This is a genomic window from Mesorhizobium sp. BR115XR7A, assembly GCF_020165315.1.
Classification (GTDB): Bacteria; Pseudomonadota; Alphaproteobacteria; order Rhizobiales; family Rhizobiaceae; genus Mesorhizobium; species Mesorhizobium australicum.
The window spans coordinates 132,915-151,494 of sequence record NZ_JAIUHW010000001.1 but is presented as its reverse complement, the minus strand read 5'-3'; the positions used below and the strand labels follow the sequence as shown (position 1 = coordinate 151,494).

Annotated in this window: 26 protein-coding genes; 25 read left to right on the top strand and 1 reads right to left on the bottom strand. The window is 61.5% G+C overall.

The window, feature by feature from the left end; genetic code table 11:
• The first annotated feature begins 10 nt into the window (after positions 1-10).
• The 17 genes from rpsQ (at position 11) to rplQ (ending at position 9,724) form a co-directional block, all read left to right on the top strand.
• Positions 11-250 (top strand): 30S ribosomal protein S17, encoded by a 240-nt coding sequence (gene rpsQ / locus LB557_RS00815; protein WP_010909280.1) that lies wholly within the window; start codon positions 11-13, stop codon positions 248-250.
• A 72-nt stretch (positions 251-322) separates the two neighbouring features.
• Complete coding sequence (rplN, locus tag LB557_RS00810) at positions 323-691, top strand: 50S ribosomal protein L14 (RefSeq protein ID WP_006205457.1); 369 nt, start codon at positions 323-325, stop codon at positions 689-691.
• 12 nt (positions 692-703) lie between these two features.
• Positions 704-1,018, top strand: coding sequence for a 50S ribosomal protein L24 (gene rplX / locus LB557_RS00805; protein WP_224642886.1), 315 nt, complete (start codon positions 704-706; stop codon positions 1,016-1,018).
• The gene (gene rplE, locus LB557_RS00800) at positions 1,011-1,589 is read left to right on the top strand and encodes a 50S ribosomal protein L5 (RefSeq protein WP_023773630.1); all 579 of its coding nucleotides are present in this window, start codon (positions 1,011-1,013) and stop codon (positions 1,587-1,589) included. Before rplX ends, rplE begins: the two co-directional genes overlap by 8 nt.
• 27 nt (positions 1,590-1,616) lie before the next feature.
• Positions 1,617-1,922: a 30S ribosomal protein S14 gene (rpsN, locus tag LB557_RS00795; protein ID WP_013895695.1), complete on the top strand. Its 306-nt coding sequence runs from the start codon at positions 1,617-1,619 to the stop codon at positions 1,920-1,922.
• Positions 1,923-1,934: 12 nt separating this feature from the next.
• Positions 1,935-2,333 (top strand): 30S ribosomal protein S8, encoded by a 399-nt coding sequence (gene rpsH / locus LB557_RS00790; protein ID WP_006205453.1) that lies wholly within the window; start codon positions 1,935-1,937, stop codon positions 2,331-2,333.
• An 88-nt stretch (positions 2,334-2,421) separates the two neighbouring features.
• Positions 2,422-2,955 carry a 50S ribosomal protein L6 gene (rplF, locus tag LB557_RS00785; RefSeq protein ID WP_013895694.1) on the top strand — a complete coding sequence of 178 codons (534 nt, stop codon included), beginning with the start codon at positions 2,422-2,424 and terminating at the stop codon, positions 2,953-2,955.
• Between the two features lie 137 nt (positions 2,956-3,092).
• Positions 3,093-3,452 (top strand): 50S ribosomal protein L18, encoded by a 360-nt coding sequence (gene rplR / locus LB557_RS00780; protein WP_015317978.1) that lies wholly within the window; start codon positions 3,093-3,095, stop codon positions 3,450-3,452.
• Between the two features lie 132 nt (positions 3,453-3,584).
• Positions 3,585-4,148, top strand: coding sequence for a 30S ribosomal protein S5 (rpsE, locus tag LB557_RS00775; RefSeq protein WP_006333394.1), 564 nt, complete (start codon positions 3,585-3,587; stop codon positions 4,146-4,148).
• Positions 4,149-4,172: 24 nt separating this feature from the next.
• The gene (gene rpmD / locus LB557_RS00770; protein ID WP_006205449.1) at positions 4,173-4,370 is read left to right on the top strand and encodes a 50S ribosomal protein L30; all 198 of its coding nucleotides are present in this window, start codon (positions 4,173-4,175) and stop codon (positions 4,368-4,370) included.
• 22 nt (positions 4,371-4,392) lie between these two features.
• On the top strand, positions 4,393-4,866 hold the full coding sequence (rplO, locus tag LB557_RS00765; protein ID WP_015317977.1) for a 50S ribosomal protein L15: 474 nt from the start codon (positions 4,393-4,395) through the stop codon (positions 4,864-4,866).
• Between the two features lie 193 nt (positions 4,867-5,059).
• A complete protein-coding gene (secY, locus tag LB557_RS00760; RefSeq protein WP_015317976.1) occupies positions 5,060-6,400 on the top strand; it encodes a preprotein translocase subunit SecY in 1,341 nt (446 codons plus the stop codon).
• Entirely contained in the window at positions 6,397-6,993 is a 597-nt protein-coding gene (locus tag LB557_RS00755; protein WP_140873994.1) for an adenylate kinase, read from the top strand. Before secY ends, LB557_RS00755 begins: the two co-directional genes overlap by 4 nt.
• A 200-nt stretch (positions 6,994-7,193) precedes the next feature.
• Complete coding sequence (rpsM, locus tag LB557_RS00750; RefSeq protein WP_006205445.1) at positions 7,194-7,562, top strand: 30S ribosomal protein S13; 369 nt, start codon at positions 7,194-7,196, stop codon at positions 7,560-7,562.
• A gap of 122 nt (positions 7,563-7,684) precedes the next feature.
• Positions 7,685-8,074 (top strand): 30S ribosomal protein S11, encoded by a 390-nt coding sequence (gene rpsK, locus LB557_RS00745; RefSeq protein WP_006205444.1) that lies wholly within the window; start codon positions 7,685-7,687, stop codon positions 8,072-8,074.
• 103 nt (positions 8,075-8,177) lie between these two features.
• Positions 8,178-9,188: a DNA-directed RNA polymerase subunit alpha gene (locus LB557_RS00740; RefSeq protein WP_006205443.1), complete on the top strand. Its 1,011-nt coding sequence runs from the start codon at positions 8,178-8,180 to the stop codon at positions 9,186-9,188.
• A 104-nt stretch (positions 9,189-9,292) separates the two neighbouring features.
• Entirely contained in the window at positions 9,293-9,724 is a 432-nt protein-coding gene (gene rplQ, locus LB557_RS00735) for a 50S ribosomal protein L17 (RefSeq protein WP_015317974.1), read from the top strand.
• A 63-nt stretch (positions 9,725-9,787) separates the two neighbouring features.
• On the opposite strand, the gene LB557_RS00730 is transcribed toward rplQ, so the two are convergent.
• Complete coding sequence (locus LB557_RS00730; protein WP_224642885.1) at positions 9,788-10,399, bottom strand: hypothetical protein; 612 nt, start codon at positions 10,397-10,399, stop codon at positions 9,788-9,790.
• Between the two features lie 137 nt (positions 10,400-10,536).
• Between LB557_RS00730 and LB557_RS00725 the strand changes: the two genes are divergently transcribed.
• The 8 genes from LB557_RS00725 (at position 10,537) to LB557_RS00690 (ending at position 18,471) form a co-directional block, all read left to right on the top strand.
• Positions 10,537-12,030, top strand: coding sequence for a DegQ family serine endoprotease (locus LB557_RS00725; RefSeq protein WP_140619541.1), 1,494 nt, complete (start codon positions 10,537-10,539; stop codon positions 12,028-12,030).
• 144 nt (positions 12,031-12,174) lie between these two features.
• Entirely contained in the window at positions 12,175-13,482 is a 1,308-nt protein-coding gene (locus LB557_RS00720) for a replication-associated recombination protein A (RefSeq protein WP_224642884.1), read from the top strand.
• A gap of 29 nt (positions 13,483-13,511) precedes the next feature.
• Complete coding sequence (locus LB557_RS00715; RefSeq protein ID WP_411970516.1) at positions 13,512-14,159, top strand: DUF930 domain-containing protein; 648 nt, start codon at positions 13,512-13,514, stop codon at positions 14,157-14,159.
• A 155-nt stretch (positions 14,160-14,314) separates the two neighbouring features.
• On the top strand, positions 14,315-15,145 hold the full coding sequence (locus LB557_RS00710; protein ID WP_015317969.1) for an aspartyl/asparaginyl beta-hydroxylase domain-containing protein: 831 nt from the start codon (positions 14,315-14,317) through the stop codon (positions 15,143-15,145).
• A 183-nt stretch (positions 15,146-15,328) separates the two neighbouring features.
• Positions 15,329-15,703, top strand: a complete 375-nt coding sequence (gene crcB / locus LB557_RS00705) for a fluoride efflux transporter CrcB (RefSeq protein WP_224642882.1) — start codon at positions 15,329-15,331, stop codon at positions 15,701-15,703.
• Between the two features lie 63 nt (positions 15,704-15,766).
• A complete protein-coding gene (locus LB557_RS00700; protein ID WP_015317967.1) occupies positions 15,767-16,747 on the top strand; it encodes an RluA family pseudouridine synthase in 981 nt (326 codons plus the stop codon).
• Between the two features lie 47 nt (positions 16,748-16,794).
• Complete coding sequence (locus tag LB557_RS00695) at positions 16,795-17,667, top strand: DMT family transporter (RefSeq protein ID WP_224642893.1); 873 nt, start codon at positions 16,795-16,797, stop codon at positions 17,665-17,667.
• A 12-nt stretch (positions 17,668-17,679) separates the two neighbouring features.
• Positions 17,680-18,471, top strand: a complete 792-nt coding sequence (locus LB557_RS00690; protein ID WP_224642881.1) for an ATP12 family chaperone protein — start codon at positions 17,680-17,682, stop codon at positions 18,469-18,471.
• Positions 18,472-18,580 lie beyond the last annotated feature (109 nt).

The window sequence follows — 18,580 nt, the reverse complement described above, 5'->3', positions numbered from 1 at the left end:
GACGAAAACCATGCCAAAGCGCATTCTGCAGGGCACCGTCGTCAGCGACAAGAACGAGAAGACGGTTGTCGTCAAGGTCGAACGGCGCTTCACGCATCCCGTGATGAAGAAGACCGTGCGCATGACCAAGAAGTACAAGGCGCACGACGAGAACAACGCCCACAAGGTCGGCGATCAGGTGTTCATCCAGGAATCGAAGCCGATTTCCAAGGATAAGCGCTGGATCGTCGTATCCTCGGATCAGGCGTAAACAAACGAATTTTGGACAGACCGGGGAGGGGCTTCGAGCCCATCCCGTTAGAAAAGAAGAAGGCGGCCAGTCATGATTCAGATGCAAACAAACCTCGACGTGGCGGATAATTCCGGCGCGCGTCGTGTCATGTGCATCAAGGTGCTGGGCGGCTCGAAGCGGAAATACGCTTCCGTGGGCGACATCATCGTGGTGTCGATCAAGGAAGCCATTCCGCGCGGCCGCGTTAAGAAGGGCGATGTGATGAAGGCGGTCGTGGTTCGCACGGCCAAGGACATCCGCCGCCCGGACGGCAGCGTGATCCGTTTCGACAAGAACGCGGCTGTTCTCGTCGACAACAAGAAAGAGCCGATCGGCACGCGTATCTTCGGACCGGTTCCGCGCGAACTTCGCGCCAAGAACCATATGAAGATCATCTCGCTCGCGCCTGAAGTGCTGTAAGGAGCCGGACCAATGCAAAAGATTAGAAAAGGCGACAAGGTCATCGTGCTGGCCGGCAAGGACAAGGGCCGTTCGGGCGAAGTCCTCTCGGTTCAGCCGAAGGATGACACCGCGCTGGTGCGCGGCGTCAACATGATCCGTCGTCACCAGAAGCAGTCCCAGTCCCAAGAGGGCGGGATCATCACCAAGGAAGCGCCGATCCAGCTGTCGAACATCGCGCTGGCCGACCCGAAGGATGGCAAGCCGACCCGCGTCGGTTTCGTCTTCCAGAAGGACGGCAAGAAGGTGCGCGTCGCCAAGCGCTCGGGAGAAGTCATCAATGGCTAAGGCTCAAACCAAGCAGGCGACTGCCAACAACACGCCGCGTCTCAAGCAGGTCTACAACGAGACCATCCGCAAGGCGCTGCAGGAGCAGTTCGGCTACGATAACGAGATGCAGGTTCCGCGCCTCGACAAGATCGTGCTGAACATGGGTGTGGGCGAAGCGACCGCCGATTCGAAGAAGCCTTCGGTCGCGGCCGAGGACCTGGCGATGATCGCCGGCCAGAAGGCCGTCGTCACCCGCGCCCGCAATTCGATCGCGGGCTTCAAGGTTCGCGAGAAGATGCCGATCGGCGCCAAGGTCACGCTGCGCAAGGAACGCATGTACGAGTTCCTCGACCGCCTCGTGAACATCGCGCTGCCGCGCGTCCGCGACTTCCGCGGACTGAACCCCAAGAGCTTCGATGGCCGTGGCAACTACGCCATGGGCATCAAGGAGCACATCGTGTTCCCGGAGATCAACTACGACAAGGTTGATCAGATCTGGGGCATGGACGTCATCGTTTGTACGACTGCGAAGACGGACGACGAAGCCAGGGCTTTGCTCAAGGCTTTCAACTTCCCCTTCCGCCAGTAACGGCAGCGAGAAAAGGAAAAATCTGAAATGGCAAAGACCAGCTCAGTCGAGAAGAACAACAGGCGCCGCAAACTTGCAGACCAGTACGGTCCCAAGCGCGCTGCGCTCAAGGCGATCATCATGGATCAATCCAAGCCGATGGAAGAGCGCTTCCGCGCTCAGCTCAAGCTTGCCGCCATGCCGCGCAACTCGGCCAAAATCCGCATCCGCAACCGCTGCGAAGTCACCGGCCGTCCGCGCGCCTACTATCGCAAGCTCAAAGTATCGCGCATCGCGCTTCGGGACCTCGGCAATAACGGCCAGATCCCGGGCCTGGTCAAGTCGAGCTGGTAAGGAGGACATAACATGTCATTGAGCGATCCTCTCGGCGATATGCTGACCCGCATCCGCAACGCCTATGGCCGCAAGAAGTCGAGTGTCTCGACGCCGGCCTCGCGTCTGCGCACCCGCGTCCTCGATGTGCTGAAGGCTGAAGGCTATATCCGCGACTACAGCCAGACCGATTTCGACAACGGCAAGTCCGAGATCGAAATCGAGCTGAAGTATTTCGACGGTGCCCCGGTCGTGCGCGAAATCGCCCGCGTTTCGAAGCCCGGCCGCCGCGTTTACGTCTCGGCCAAGTCGATCCCGCACGTTGCCAACGGCCTCGGCATTGCCATCCTTTCGACACCGAAGGGCGTGATGGCCGACCATGAAGCACGCGAACAGAACGTCGGCGGCGAGATCCTCTGCCAGATCTTCTGATCCGGCAGCTTACCGCACGTGGAATTCGGTCTTCGGATCGTTCCCGAAGACAGAGATCTGAAACAAGAGAAGTGACGAGGACAACCTGATGTCTCGTATTGGAAAGAAACCCGTTTCGCTGCCGCAGGGCGTGACCGCGACCGTCAATGGCCAGACCGTGACGGCGAAGGGCCCCAAGGGCGAGCTGAAGTTCGTGGTGAACGACGAAGTCCTGGTCAAGATGGAAGGCAGCGAAATCGCTGTCCAGCCGCGCGACCAGACCAAGACCGCCCGCTCCAAGTGGGGCATGTCGCGCACGCAGATCGTCAACATCCTGCAGGGCGTGAAGGACGGTTTCGAGAAGAAGCTCGAGATCACCGGCGTCGGCTATCGCGCCGCCTTGCAGGGCAAGAACCTGCAACTGGCCCTTGGCTTCAGCCATGATGTCGTCTACGAGACGCCGGCCGGCATCACGATCACCGTGCCGAAGCCGACCGAAATCACCGTGGCCGGCATCGACAAGCAGCAGGTCGGCCAGGTCGCGGCGGAGATCCGCGAATACCGCGGTCCCGAGCCCTACAAGGGCAAGGGCGTCCGCTACGCTGGCGAGAAGATCGTCCGCAAGGAAGGCAAGAAGAAGTAATCGGCTTGGTCCTGAAAAGTTGCAGACTTTTCGGACAGGGACCAAGCCACGGAAGTTAACGCCGCGGGGAGCGGTCGCGGGAGGCGCTTCGCCTACCGCATATGGCGGCCCCCGTTTTTTGAAGGCAAGGAACTGTCATGGCTATCAAGGAATCCATCCAGCGCCGCGCGCAGCGCGTGCGCCGTCAGATCAAGAAAGTCGCCGGCGAGCGTCCGCGTCTGTCGGTTCATCGCACGTCGAAGAACATCTACGTTCAGGTCATCGACGACGCCAAGGGCCACACCATTGCCGCCGCCTCGACGCTCGAGAAGGACCTCAAGGGGTCGCTCAAGACCGGCGCTGACACTGCTGCTGCCGCTGCGATCGGCAAGCTGATCGCCGAGCGCGCCACCAAGGCCGGCGTCAAGGAAGTCGTCTTCGATCGCGGCGCCTACATCTATCACGGCCGCGTCAAGGCGCTGGCTGAAGCGGCCCGCGAAGGCGGTCTCAGCTTCTAAGCATGACCCCGAAAAGTTGCAGACTTTTCGGATAAGATCATGCAAGGGAAGAAATGATTTTCACCGTCGGCGACCCAAAGCGGCGCCGGCAATCAGCAACCCGTGCTTCCGGAAAAGAACAAGGAACAGGATATGGCACAGGAACGTAGGGATGGCGGCCGCGGCCGCGATCGTGAAGAACGCGATGACGGCATGGTGGACAAGCTCGTCCACATCAACCGCGTCGCCAAGGTCGTCAAGGGCGGCCGTCGCTTTGGTTTTGCCGCGCTCGTCGTCGTCGGCGACCAGAAGGGCCGCGTTGGCTTTGGTCACGGCAAGGCGCGCGAAGTGCCGGAAGCTATCCGCAAGGCAACCGAATCCGCAAAGCGCGACATGATCTTCGTGCCGTTGCGCTCGGGCCGCACGCTGCACCATGACGTCGAGGGACGTTGGGGCGCTGGCCGCGTTCTGCTGCGCGCTGCCAAGCAGGGTACTGGCATCATCGCCGGCGGCCCGATGCGCGCCGTCTTCGAGACGCTCGGCATGCACGACGTGGTTGCCAAGTCGATGGGTTCGTCGAACCCGTACAACATGGTTCGCGCCACCTTCGACGCGCTGAAGAGCCAGATGCATCCCAAGGATGTGGCTGCCGCGCGTGGCATCAAGTATTCGACCCTTCAGGCCCGCCGCGGCACCGCCGTTGCGGCTGAAGAATAGTCGATCTGACCAGGGATTTTGACCATGGCCAAGAAAGCAACCAAAACCATCACCGTTGAGCAGATCGGTTCGCCGATCCGCCGCCCGAAGGAACAGCGCGCAACGCTGGTCGGCCTCGGCCTCAACAAGATGCACAAGCAGCGCACGCTGGAAGATACGCCTTCCGTGCGCGGCATGATCGCTGCCGTCCAGCATCTCGTCCGCGTCGTGGACGAGGGCTGAGCAAGAGCGCAGGAGAACCCAGATGAAACTCAATGATCTGCGTGACAAGGACGGCGCGACGCACTCCAAGAAGCGTCTCGGCCGCGGCATCGGCTCCGGCTCGGGCAAGACCGCCGGTCGCGGCGTCAAGGGCCAGAAGGCGCGCTCCGGCGTCGCAGTCAACGGCTTCGAGGGTGGCCAGATGCCGCTCTACAGGCGTCTGCCGAAGCGTGGCTTCAACAACATCTTCGCCAAGAGCTTCACCGTCGTGTCGCTGGCCCGTATCCAGGAAGCCGTCGATGCCAAGAAGCTTGACGTCAAGGCGACCGTGACGGCCGAGGCGCTTGTCGCCGCCGGCGTCATCCGTCGCGTCAAGGATGGCGTGCGCGTGCTGTCCGATGGCGAACTCAAAGCCAAGCTCGCCTTCGACGTCGCCGGCGCCTCCAAGGCCGCGATCGAGAAGATCGAAAAGGCCGGCGGTTCGGTCAAGCTGCCGGAAAAGGCAGCCGCCGAGTAACGGCAATTTGAAGAGCGGTCGGCAAGAGTGGTATCCGTTTTTGCTTGAGATCGCGCTTTGACCTGCTCAATTTAGCGGCCGCGTCGACGCGGCCGCTTGCATGTTTACAGCCCGGAGCTTATCTCGTGAGCTTCGGTGAAACGCACCGCCTGACCTCACGGGCCATCAAGCGTTACCAAGCGGAGAATCAGGCATGGCTTCGGCTGCTGAACAACTAGCCTCGAATCTGAATTTCTCGGCCTTCGCCAAGGCGGAGGATCTTAAGAAACGCATCTGGTTCACCATCGGCGCGTTGCTCGTCTATCGTCTCGGCACCTACATCCCGCTTCCCGGCATCAATCCCGACGCTTTCGCCCAGGCCTTCTCCTCGCAGAGCAAGGGCGTGCTCGGCATGTTCAACATGTTCGCCGGCGGTGCCGTGCAGCGCATGGCGATCTTTGCACTCGGCATCATGCCCTACATCTCCGCTTCCATCATCATGCAGCTGATGACCTCGGTCATTCCCTCGCTGGAAGCGCTGAAGAAGGAAGGCGAGCAGGGCCGCAAGGTCATCAACCAGTACACGCGCTACGGCACCGTGCTCCTGGCGCTGGTGCAGGCCTATGGCATTTCGGTGGGACTGGAGAACGGCAACGGCATCGTCAGCGATCCCGGCATGTTCTTCCGCATCTCCACCGTCGTCACGCTGGTCGGCGGCACCATGTTCCTGATGTGGCTGGGCGAGCAGATCACCGCGCGCGGCATCGGCAACGGCATTTCGCTGATCATCTTCTCCGGCATCGTCGCCGGCTTGCCGCATGCCATTTCCGGCACACTGGAACTCGGCCGTACCGGCGCCCTGTCGACCGGCCTGATCCTGGCGATCATCGTGCTGGCCATCGTCGTCATAGCGCTTATCGTGTTCTTCGAGCGCGCCCAGCGCCGCCTGCTGATCCAGTATCCGAAGCGCCAGGTCGGCAACCGCATGTTCCAGGGCGATACCTCGCATCTGCCGCTTAAGCTCAACACCTCGGGGGTCATCCCGCCGATCTTCGCGTCGTCGCTGCTTCTACTGCCGGCCACCGTCGCCGGCTTCTCGCAGACCACCAACATGCCGGCCTGGGCCAGCACCATCCTGGCCTCGCTTGGCCACGGCCAGCCGCTCTACATGGCATTCTATGCGGCGATGATCGTGTTCTTCGCCTTCTTCTACACAGCGATCGTGTTCAACCCGAAGGATACCGCCGACCAGCTCAAGAAGCATTCGGGGTTCATCCCTGGCTATCGTCCGGGCGAGCGCACCGCCGATTACATCGACTACGTTCTCACCCGCATCACCGTCGTCGGCGCCATCTACCTGGTGCTGGTGTGCCTGCTGCCGGAGTTCCTGATCTCGGCGACTGGCGTACCATTCTACCTCGGTGGCACATCGCTTCTGATCGTGGTCAGTGTCACGCTCGATACGGTTGCGCAGATTCAGGGTCACCTGATCGCGCACCAGTATGAAGGCCTGATCAAGAAGTCGAAGCTGCGCGGGGGGAAGAAAGCCAGATGAGGTTGATTTTGCTTGGGCCGCCAGGAGCGGGCAAGGGGACACAAGCACAAAGACTGGTAGAAAAACACGGCATACCCCAGCTCTCGACGGGTGATATGCTGCGTGCCGCCGTTCAGGCCGGTACCGAGGTCGGCAAGCGTGCCAAGGCGGTGATGGATGCCGGCGAGCTGGTGTCCGACGCCATCGTCAACGCCATCGTCGCCGAGCGTATCGATCAGGCTGACTGCGCCAAGGGTTTTATCCTCGACGGCTATCCGCGCACGCTGGTGCAGGCGGATGCGGTTGAATCGATGCTTTCAGAGCGTGGCATTGGTCTCGACACCGTCATCGAACTGGTTGTCGACGACAGGGCCCTGGTTGGTCGAATCGTCAAGCGCGCCGATGATGCAAAGGCCGCCGGCCAGCCGGTGCGCAAGGACGACAATCCCGCCGTGTTCGAAGAGCGGCTGCGGGAGTACTACAAGAAGACCGCTCCGCTGACCGGCTACTATTACGCCAAAGGCAAGCTCAAGACTGTGGACGGCATGGCCAGCATCGACGCCGTAACGGCCGAGATTGAAGCCGTGCTCGCCGCGGCCGATAAGGCGCGGTAAGGGAATTTAAAGATTAAGCTTGACGGAGACGGCTTGCTGCGGTATGGCGGCCCGTCTTCCTATCAGATGCGCGCTTTGCCTGTCCGCAAGGGCAGGGCAGTCGCTTTGAACTGGAAACTCCCGCAAGGGCCGGCCTCCACCGGACGCGGGGCAATCTGAATAATGCCGGCTTGTCCGGCCCACATGGAGAAGAGAAGAACATGGCTCGTATAGCCGGCGTCAACATTCCGACCAACAAGCGCGTCGTCATCGCGCTTCAGTACATTCACGGCATTGGCAAGAAGTTCGCCCAGGAGATCGTCGACAAGGTCGGCATCCCGGCCGAGCGCCGCGTCAACCAGCTGACCGATGCGGAGGTGCTGCAGATCCGCGAGACCATCGACCGCGACTATCAGGTCGAAGGCGACCTGCGCCGCGAAGTGTCGATGAACATCAAGCGGCTCATGGACCTTGGCTGCTACCGCGGCCTGCGTCACCGCCGCTCGCTGCCGGTTCGCGGCCAGCGCACGCACACCAATGCACGTACCCGCAAGGGCCCGGCCAAGTCGATCGCCGGCAAGAAGAAGTAATAAGAGTGAGTGGTTGGTAGTGGGTGGTGAGGACGTCATCGCTACTCACTAATTCACTATTCACTTTTCCAGGTGGAGCCGCTGGCATTACGGCGGTGTAGAGATCAACTGAAAGGACTATCATGGCCAAGGAAGCCGCTCGTGTTCGCCGTCGCGAACGCAAGAACATTTCGTCGGGCGTTGCCCACGTCAATTCGACCTTCAACAACACGATGATCACCATCACCGACGCGCAGGGCAATTCGATTGCCTGGTCGTCGGCCGGTGCCCAGGGCTTCAAGGGTTCGCGCAAGTCGACCCCGTTCGCCGCCCAGATGGCTGCCGAGGACGTTGCCAAGAAGGCCCAGGAACACGGCATGCGCATGCTCGAAGTCGAGGTCTGCGGACCGGGCTCCGGTCGTGAATCGGCGCTGCGCGCCCTGCAGGCGGCCGGCTTCACCATCACCTCGATTCGTGATGTGACGCCGATCCCGCACAATGGCTGCCGCCCGCGCAAGAAGCGCCGCGTCTAAGCAATTTATCGAACGCCGCGTGAGCGCCCAAGGGCGTTCCTCCACGGTATTCCAGGTCGCCCGCCACGATTGGATGGTGGCGGGTCAACGGAAGGAAAGCATCATGATCCAGAAAAATTGGCAGGAACTGATCAAGCCGAACAAGATCGAGTTCTCGTCGAAGAAGAAGACGCTGACCACGCTGGTCGCCGAGCCGCTCGAGCGTGGCTTTGGCCTGACGCTTGGCAACGCGCTGCGCCGCGTGCTTCTGTCTTCGCTGCGCGGGGCGGCCGTCACCGCCGTGCAGATCGACGGTGTTCTGCATGAATTCTCGTCCATCGCCGGCGTGCGCGAGGACGTGACCGACATCGTCCTGAACATCAAGGAAATCGCGATTCGCATGGAAGGCGATGGCCCCAAGCGCATGGTCGTTCGCAAGCAGGGCCCGGGTGCGGTTCTTGCCGGCGACATCCAGACGGTTGGCGACGTCGAGATCCTCAACCCCGACCACGTCATCTGCACGCTGGACGAAGGCGCTGAAATCCGCATGGAATTCACCGTCGACACCGGCAAGGGCTACGTGCCTGCCGAGCGCAACCGCGCCGAGGACGCGCCGATCGGCCTGATCCCGGTCGACAGCCTCTATTCGCCGGTGAAGAAGGTCTCCTACAAGGTCGAGAACACCCGCGAGGGCCAGGTTCTCGACTATGACAAGCTGACCATGACCATCGAGACCGACGGTTCGATCTCGGGCGAGGACGCGGTGGCTTTCGCCGCCCGCATCCTGCAGGACCAGCTTGGCCTGTTCGTCAACTTCGACGAGCCGCAGAAGGAAGTCGCCGCCGAAGCCGTTACCGAGCTCGCCTTCAACCCGGCGCTGCTCAAGAAGGTCGACGAACTCGAGCTTTCGGTGCGTTCGGCCAACTGCCTGAAGAACGACAACATCGTCTATATCGGCGATCTCATCCAGAAGACCGAAGCCGAGATGCTGCGCACCCCGAACTTCGGCCGCAAGTCGCTGAACGAGATCAAGGAAGTGCTGGCGGCGATGGGCCTGCACCTCGGCATGGAAGTGCCGGACTGGCCGCCGGAAAACATCGAAGACCTCGCCAAGCGTTACGAAGACCAATATTGAGCATGAATTCCAAGGATCGGCGGCGTGAGCCGCTCGATCCGACGGTCATGCGGAAAACCCTCGGAGGCCGTGGCCTCTTGAACAACTGAAGAAGGAAAAGAGCCATGCGCCACGGTTTCAAAGGCCGCCGCTTCGCCCGCAGCATAAGCCACCGCAAGTCGATGTTCGCCAACCTGGCGGTGTCGCTGCTCGAGCACGAGCAGATCGTCACCACCTTGCCGAAGGCGAAGGACCTGCGTCCGATCGTCGAGAAGCTGGTGACGCTCGGCAAGCGCGGCGACCTGCACGCGCGCCGCCAGGTGATCGCGCAGATCGGCAATGAGGGCGTCGTCAAGCGCCTGTTCGACACCATCGCCCCGCGCTATGCCACCCGCAACGGCGGCTATCTGCGCATCATGAAGGCCGGCTTCCGTCACGGCGACAATGCCGCGATGGCGGTCATCGAGTTCGTCGATCGCGACACCTCGGCCAAGGGCGCCGGCGACCGCGCCCGCATCGAAGCCGAAGCCACCGACGCGGATGCCGCGGCCGCATAAGGCTCGGTCTTTCCGAATTGAATTGAAGGGGCCTGCGGGCCCCTTTTTGCGTCTGCCGATGTTTTACCGTCCGCTGGCAAGCGCCAGATACTGGCTTCCACTCAACAGCTTCCAATTGAATGCGCCCGGTACCTCTTCAGTCTTCGGGCTGGGGTAAGAATAGATACTGTCGAGGACGGCCCGAGAATCGATCTCCCTCATCGATTGCGACGTGGAGGACGCGCCCAAATACGCTTCGGTGTCCTGATCGCCGATGAAGTCAGTAGCCACATGAAAATGAATCTGAATCAGTCCGGCGCAGATATTCATCCCGATGTCATGGCCAGACGTAGCGTAGAAAACTTTAGCCTGATCTGGAAGCCAAAGGCCGGCCCCCAGGAACTCTGATGGCTTTGTCTTTCCGCTGAGCCCATCTAGAGCAAGCGCAAAGCAATCGGTGACAGTCTCCGACTGGCCTTTGAGATAACCGGCCTCTTCGATTTGAAACCAGTTCATCTGGTGCGGTGGCTCGATATCAAAGGAAATTTCGAGCTTTCCGAACGTCCAATAGTCCGGGTCAGCATGCTCAGGCGTGCCGAGCACCTCGACAATCTTGGCCATTGTCATGTCGGGGCGGATCGGCCCCAAGCTGCCGGTCTTCAAAAAGTCACGGAATGACAGGAGTTGTTTTTTCATGTGAGCTGACGAGGTTTTCGGCTTCAGGTTCAGCTTTAGCTGCTTTTACTGCTTAAAAAATCGGATTTCAGCGGCTTAGCCTTTCATTTTGCACATTCGTCGGGACAATGCGCCCGAACTCGCTTGGAGGATTCGCAATGCGCGCCAAAAGACTGTCCCTTGTTCTGCTCTGCGCCTTCATTGTGTTCGCAGCCGCACCGGCAGTTCGGCAGGCGCAGGCCGAAGACGTCGCCAAGCCCGCCGATCCAGGCCTCTCCGATGTGTTGACGGACTTGCTGCATGGCGTCGAAGGCGAGAATGCCACTTCAGGTCCGGACAAGCGCGTACCTTTCGGCCGCGAGGAGGTCCAGCTTTCATTCGCGCCGCTGGTCAAGCAAACGGCACCCGCGGTGGTCAACGTCTATGCCTCGCAGACCGCCAAGGTGACATCGCCTTTCGAAGGCGATCCGTTCTTCGAGGAATTCTTCGGCCGTGCCCAGCCGCGTGCGCAGTCTTCGCTCGGCTCGGGCGTGCTCGTCGATCCGAGCGGTGTCATCGTCACCAATTTCCACGTCATCAAGGATGCCGACGAGGTCAAGGTAGCGACCGCCGACGGCCGCGAATTCACCAGCAAGGTGATGCTGAAGGACGAAACGCTCGATCTTGCCGTGCTCAAGATCGAGTCCGACAAGCCGTTCCCGGTCATCGCCATCGGGGATTCCGACGCGCTCGAGGTTGGCGACCTGGTGCTGGCCATCGGCAACCCGTTCGGTGTTGGCCAGACCACCACCAGCGGCATCGTTTCCGCGCTTGCCCGCAGCCATATCGGCGTTTCGGATTCGGGTTATTTCATCCAGACAGACGCCGCCATCAACCCCGGCAATTCCGGCGGCGCGCTGATCAACATGGGCGGCCAACTGGTCGGCATCAACACCGCCATCTACAGCCGCAGCGGCGGCTCGATCGGCATCGGGTTCGCCATCCCCGCCAATATGGTGCGGGCTTTCGCCGATGCCGCCAAGGCCGGTCTCGATTTCTTCGAGCGGCCCTATATCGGCGCCGAATTCGAAGCGGTGACGCCGCAGATCGCCGAATCGCTGGGCATGGAAAAGCCGACCGGGGCGCTGGTCTCCTCGGTCGACGCGACGGGTCCCGCCGGCAAGGCAGGGCTGAAGCCGGGCGATGTCGTGCTGCAGATCAATGGCAAGCCGGTCGAGAGCATTGAGGCGCTCGACTACCGCATGGCGACGCTGTCGATCGGCACCAAGGCGAATTTCGCGATCCTGACCAAGGGCCAGCAAGCGGCGATGGACATTGCGCTGGAGCGCGCGCCGGAGGGGGCAAAAGCCTCGGAAGTGACGCTGCATGGCCGCAGCCCGTTCTCGGGCGCGAAGGTCTCGGAACTGTCGCCGCGGCTTGCCCAGAAGCTTGGCTTGCGTACCGACCTCAAGGGTGTGACGGTGATCGATATCAATCGCGATTCGCCGGCCGCCGATTTCGGCTTTCAGCCAGGCGACATCGTGCGCGAGGTCAACGGCACCACCATCGACACCGCCGCAGTGCTGGCGCAGGTAGCCCAGCAGGATACGCGCTGGTGGCGCTTTACCGTCGAGCGCGGCGGGCAGATACTGCGCCAGGTTTTGCGTTACTGAGTTCGACCCTGAAGGGATCGCGCTCCAAACTTGGAGCAGGTCGGCGTTTCACCAAAACGCCGACCTGCCCTATATCCTTGTTTTGACGCAATCCCGGACGGAAAACCGCTTCACACTTTTCCTGGAATTGCTCTGAGGAAGTGCATGGCCGATCTGTTCAGCGTTGACGAACCGGAAAAGGTGCCGCCCGGACGGCCGCTGGCCGACAGGCTGCGTCCGAGGAATCTTGGGGAGGTCGTTGGCCAGGAACATCTGACGGGACCCGATGGCGCGCTGACTCGGCTGATCGGCTCCGGTTCGCTGGGATCGATGATCTTCTGGGGGCCGCCAGGCACCGGCAAGACCACGGTGGCGAGGCTGCTTGCCGGCGAGACCAGCCTTGCATTCGAGCAGATATCGGCGGTCTTTTCCGGCGTCGCCGACCTGAAGAAAGTGTTCGAGGCGGCCAAGCTGCGCCGTGCCAACGGCCGCCAGACGTTGCTTTTCGTCGACGAGATTCATCGCTTCAACCGCGCTCAGCAGGATTCATTCCTCCCCGTCATGGAGGATGGGACGGTCGTGCTGGTGGGCGCCACCACCGAAAACCCGTCCTTCGAACTCAACGCGGCCTTGTTGTCGCGCGCGCGGGTCATGGTCTTTCATTCGCTGGGTGAGGACAGCATCGCCAAGCTGATGACGCGGGCGGAAGAGGCGGAGGGCAGGGCGCTGCCGCTTGATGATGAAGCACGCACGATGCTCATTCGTATGAGCGATGGCGACGGACGCGCATCGCTGACCCTGGCGGAAGAGGTCTGGCGCGCGGCCAAGCCGGGCGAGATGTTCGATCCCGAAGGGCTTCAGCGCATCGTCCAGCGCCGTGCGCCGATCTACGACAAGGGCCAGGACGGCCATTACAACCTGATCTCGGCCCTGCACAAGTCGGTGCGCGGCTCGGATCCCGATGCCGCCCTCTACTATCTCGCGCGCATGTTCGATGCCGGGGAGGATCCGCTCTATCTCGGCCGCCGGCTGGTTCGCATGGCGATGGAGGACATTGGTCTGGCCGATCCGCAGGCCCTGGTCGTCGCCAACGCGGCCAAGGATGCCTATGACTATCTCGGCTCTCCGGAGGGCGAACTCGCCTTTGCCGAGGCCACCGTCTATCTCGCCACCGCGCCCAAATCCAATGCCGTTTACACTGCCTTCAAGGCTGCCACGCGGGCCGCCAAGGAACATGGCTCGCTGCTGCCGCCGAAGCACATTCTCAACGCGCCGACCAAGCTGATGAAGGAAGAGGATTACGGCGCCGGCTACCGCTACGACCATGATGAGCCAGATGCCTTTTCAGGCCAGGATTATTTTCCGGAAAAGATGGGCCGCCAGACCTTCTACGATCCGCCCGAGCGTGGTTTCGAGCGCGACATCAGGAAGCGGCTCGACTACTGGGCAAAGCTGCGCAAAGAGCGGGAATAGCCGGCTTGCGGAGCCCGGTGGCCTTGTCAGTGCGAAACGAGGCCTCGCCCTGGGGGATTTCCACTTCGGTTCTCCTGCATGGGCTGCTCGCCGCCAGCGTTATGTTGTTACCATCGCCGAAGCGCTCGAGCGGGCCAGAGGAGGAGCGCGTGTCGGTCGCCATCCTGACGCCACAGCAATTCGAGGTTTCGACAAGGCCGCCCGCACCTCCCATCGAGGAGGCACCCCGCGCACCCATGCCCGAGGCACCGGCGCCTGCTCCAAGCGCTCCTCGATTTCCCGCCACGCCCGCCATGATCCGCCCAACGCGGATGCTGTCGGCCAAGACCCTCGCCGATCCGCGCAGCAAGCAGGCCCGCGCCGATCTCAAGACCTTCGCATCCGATGAGCGCATGGTGCAGCTTTGCAATCTGGAGGCCATGGACCAAATCCGCCAATGGCATGCGGATTTCCAGCCGGAGCGGGTGGTGCCCTACGCGACCGCGGAGGAGAAGATCACCGGCACGACGATCGCCGCTAATGGTGCGGCCTTTCGCAGCCGTAAAAACTGGTACAGTCTGAAGTTCAAATGCCAGCTCGCCAAGGACGGCGAAAGCGTCATTGGCTTTGAATTCCTGGTCGGCGATCCCGTGGCCAGGGACAAATGGGACGAGCTTGGCTTGCCGGCAGTGCATTGACGCCCGGCAAACTCCACCAGGCAACCAGCCCGGCCAGACACCATGGCCGTTGTGCGGTGACCCAAAAAACCTTATCAAGGCGCACGGTCGGGCGGTGGCCGTTGCCATGATTGGGCACCTCATTCGCAACAGGATCGCGCTTCGCGCGTGGAAAAATGACAAAAACCCTTCGCAAATCCCTTCGCAAATTCGCCATTGCCATCCCGCTTCTCGCCCTTGGCTTCTATTTCATCCCGATCCTGACGACGATCTTCATCGTCTGTGGTCTGATCGACGTGTTGCGCAACGACAGGAAGGATTTGGCGTTGTTCAGCGGCTACTTCCTTGGCAACGGGCTCTTCACCTGGTTGCTGTCGCCCTTCAACCTGCTGGTCGATCTCCTGTGCTACAGAAATCCGGGCGTGTGGAAGCTGGAGCAGTTTCCCGCCGACTATCAGCGCGAGGTCAATGAGGTCCTTGATGTCTTCAAGGCGCGCAAGGATGAGATCATCGCCGACATCGACGCCAATTTCGGCGCCGGCCGGCGCGGCATGTATGTCTACCAGTGGTACGGCAAGCACAGGATCGACAACGTCGAGGAATTCAACAAGGATTTCAAATACATCAAGACGATTGCCGTTTCCGTCTTCAGCAAGCGCGAATCGACCTCCTGGCATTTCGGACCGCTGCGGCTCAGCCTGCGCATCCTCTACAATCTGATCCCGGTGAAAGCGGAGATTTTCGTCGAATGCGGCAACGTCAAGAACTACTGGTACGACAATCCGCAGTTCATTTTCGACGACACGCTGCTGCATCGCTCGGTCAACGAGTATGATGGCCGCCGCTACTGCGTGTTCATGGATATTATCAGGCCATCCCCGGTGCCCCGCCTGATCGCTGGCATGCTTGCGGTCGTCTCGGTAAGCGTCGAGCGCATCAACTCGATGTTCTACAAGAACTGGAAGATGATTGGCTCGACAAAGCCGAAGAAGGTCGAAACCACCTAAGTTGAAGATCTGTCGATACTGCCGGCAGAGCCGGCAGTATCCTGAATGCGTCACGGCAGTGATTGCGCTACGTGAGTTGGAAGCCCGGTTCTTGATAGGTCGACTATCTCTGCCATTCCCCGAAGCTGCGTCACCCCGCTCAAGGGATTGACGCCGGCGTCCTCGCGGGGGCAGTAAAGTTCTATGTTCAATCTGCTTCTCGTAGCCGTCGGCGGCGGCATCGGCGCCGGCATCCGCCATCTGACCAGCATGGGCGCGCTGCGCCTCGTCGGTCCCAATTATCCCTGGAGCACGATGGCGATCAACATCGTCGGCTCGTTTGCGATGGGGCTGTTCATCGCCATCCTTGCGCGTCGCGGCGGGTCCAATGAGGTCAGGCTGTTCGTTGCTACCGGCATTCTCGGGGGCTTCACCACCTTCTCCGCCTTTTCGCTCGATTTCGCGGCTCTGTGGGAACGCGGCTCGACACTGCCGGCGTTCGGATATGCGCTTGCCAGCGTCGTTGGCGCGATCATTGCCCTGTTTCTGGGACTTTGGCTCGCAAGAACCGTTTCATAATGTTATTGCCGCGCCAAGCGCAGGCCAAGAGCCCTGCTCGGGAATCGGATAAGCGAAGAAGACATGGCAGGCGTTGAACAGATCACTGTGGAGGCCGGCGAGGCGGGCATGCGGCTCGATCGCTGGTTCAAGACGCATTTCCCGGGCCTTGGCTTCGGCCATCTACAGAAGCTGCTGCGCTCCGGCCAGATCCGCGTCGATGGCGGCCGGGTCAAGGCCGACACCCGCGTCGAGCCGGGGCAGATGGTCCGCGTTCCGCCGCTCGAGGTGGACAAGAAGGGCGAGAGCGCGCTCACCGGCCACTCGATCCGCAACCAGGGCGACGCCGATGTGCTCGCCAAGATGCTGATCCACGAGGACCCAAAGGTCTTCGTCTTCAACAAGCCGGCGGGCCTCGCCGTTCAGGGCGGCTCCGGCGTTACCCGCAATGTCGACGACATGCTGGAAGCCTGGCGCAGCCAGAAAGGCGAGAAGCCGCGGCTGGTGCACCGGCTCGACCGCGACACGTCGGGCGTGCTGGTGGTGGCCCGCACCAGGCTGGCCGCGATGAAGCTTTCAGAGGCGTTCCGGGCGCGGGAAACCAAGAAGACCTACTGGGCGCTGGTCAAGGGCGTGCCGCCCAAGCGCGAGGACAAGATCTCGACCTGGCTGATCAAGGAGGCTACGCCGGACGGCGACCGCGTGCGCATTGCCGCGCATGGCGAAAAAGGCGCCGACCATGCCGTGTCCTATTATCGCATTATCGAGCAGGCGGCGCAGACCATGACCTGGCTGGAGATGGAACCTTATACCGGCCGCACACACCAGCTTCGCGTCCATGCCGCCCATATCGGCTGCCCGATCATCGGCGACCCGAAATACTTCGAGGCCGACACCAACTGGGATTTTCCTGGCGGCATTCAAAACCGCCTGCATCTGCACGCGCGCCGCATCATTATCCCGCACCCGGACAAGGGCGTCATCGATGTCACCGCTCCGATGCCGCCGCATATGCGCCAGAGCTGGAACCTGATCGGCTTCGACGACGCCAGCGCGGAGGACTAACCGTGAGCGGCGCCACCGATGCGCTCGATCGGCGCGACGCGGTCGACATGGCCGCAGCCGCCATCATGGTCGGCCTGACCTTTTCCTGGGGGCTGAACTACGTCGCCGCCAAGATCTCCTATGCAGGCTATGATCCCGTCTTCCTATCGATCGCGCGTTCGGTCATCGGTGGTTTCTGCGTCTTTCTCTGGTGCCGCTGGCGCGGCATTGCGCTGTTCAGCAGGGATGGGACATTGCCGGCGGGCATTGCGGTCGGCGTGCTTTTCGGCGTTGAGTTCCTTTGTCTCTACGTTGGCCTGGAGCATACGACCGTGGCGCGCAATACGCTGCTGGTCAACTCAATGCCGTTCTGGATGCTGATCGGCGGCCATTTCCTGCTCGGCGAACAGATCACCATGCGCAACTCCCTCGGCCTGCTGTTGGCCTTCGCCGGTCTTGCCACGGTCTTTTCCGACAAGCTCGGCGGTAGCGGAGACATGCTGTTCGGTGATCTCCTGAGCCTCGGTTCGGGGTTTTTCTGGGCCCTGACCAATATCCTTATCAAACGATCAAAACTGGTCGAGGCGAGTGCGGAAAAACTGCTGCTCTATCAACTCGCCGGCGCGGCGATCGTTGGCATGATGGTGCTACCTCTTGCCGGCCCACCGGTGCGCGATCCGTCCCTGTTGCCGACATTGGCGCTGCTTTTCCAGGCGGTCTATATCGTCGCTTTCACCTATGTGCTCTGGTTCTGGCTGCTGCGCCGCTATCCGGCTTCAGGCTTGTCCAGCTTCACCTTCCTGTCGCCGGTCTTCGGTGTCCTGTGCGGTGCGATCATCTTGAACGAGCCGCTGACCATTCGCATTTTTCTTGCACTTGGATTGATTGCGGCCGGCCTGATCATCGTCAACCGGCCGGCACGCAAGCTGATACCGGTGTAAGAAAGGCACTTCATGCGTGATATCCTCAACGACCTCGAAGCGGGCAAGTATCTTTCCGATCCGGATCCGGTGCGTCGCGCCCAGATCCAGATGAAGACGCCGCTGCCCAAGCGCTTCTATAAGGAGGTCTCGGTCGCGTCGGCGGAAGGTGGCTTTGCCGTCCGTCTCGACGGCAAGCCGGTGCGCACGCCGGGCAAGGCAATGCTGGCGCTGCCGACCGAGGCGGCCGCGACGCTGGTTGCCGGCGAGTTCGCGGAACAGGGCGAGACGATCAATCCGATGACGATGCCGGTGATGCGGCTGGTCAACACCGCAATCGATGGCGTGGCCAGCGATCCGCAGGCGGTGCTGGAAGACATTCTGCGTTTTGCCTCGTCGGATCTGCTCTGTTATCGCGCCGATGCACCGCAAGAGCTGGTCGAGCGCCAGAACGAGCGGTGGGATCCCGTCATCGACTGGGCCCGCGCGGCACTTGGGGCCCGTTTCAAGCTTGCCGAGGGCATCATCCATGTCGAGCAGCCACGCGAAACCATTGCCGTGCTGGGCAGCCATCTGGCGCAACGCGCCGAACCGCTGCGCCTTGCCGCCATCCATGTCATGACATCGTTGACCGGCTCGGCATTGCTGGCGTTGGCGGTCGATTTCGGCGAGCTCGACGGCGAGGAGGCCTGGGCCGCCGGCCATGTCGATGAGGACTGGCAGATCGCACAGTGGGGACAGGACGCCGAAGCCGTCGCGCGCCGCGCCGCTCGCAAATGGGACATGATGGCCGCCGTCAGCTTGCTCGAAGCGCTGCGGGCCTGAGGGCTTCGCTCCGCCTTCGCACTGCACCTAATACGAAAGTCATAATCCCATCGTCGCGGTGCCCTTTCCCCGCCCTTTCTGCCATTTTTCCTGTGTTGGCTGCGTCTTT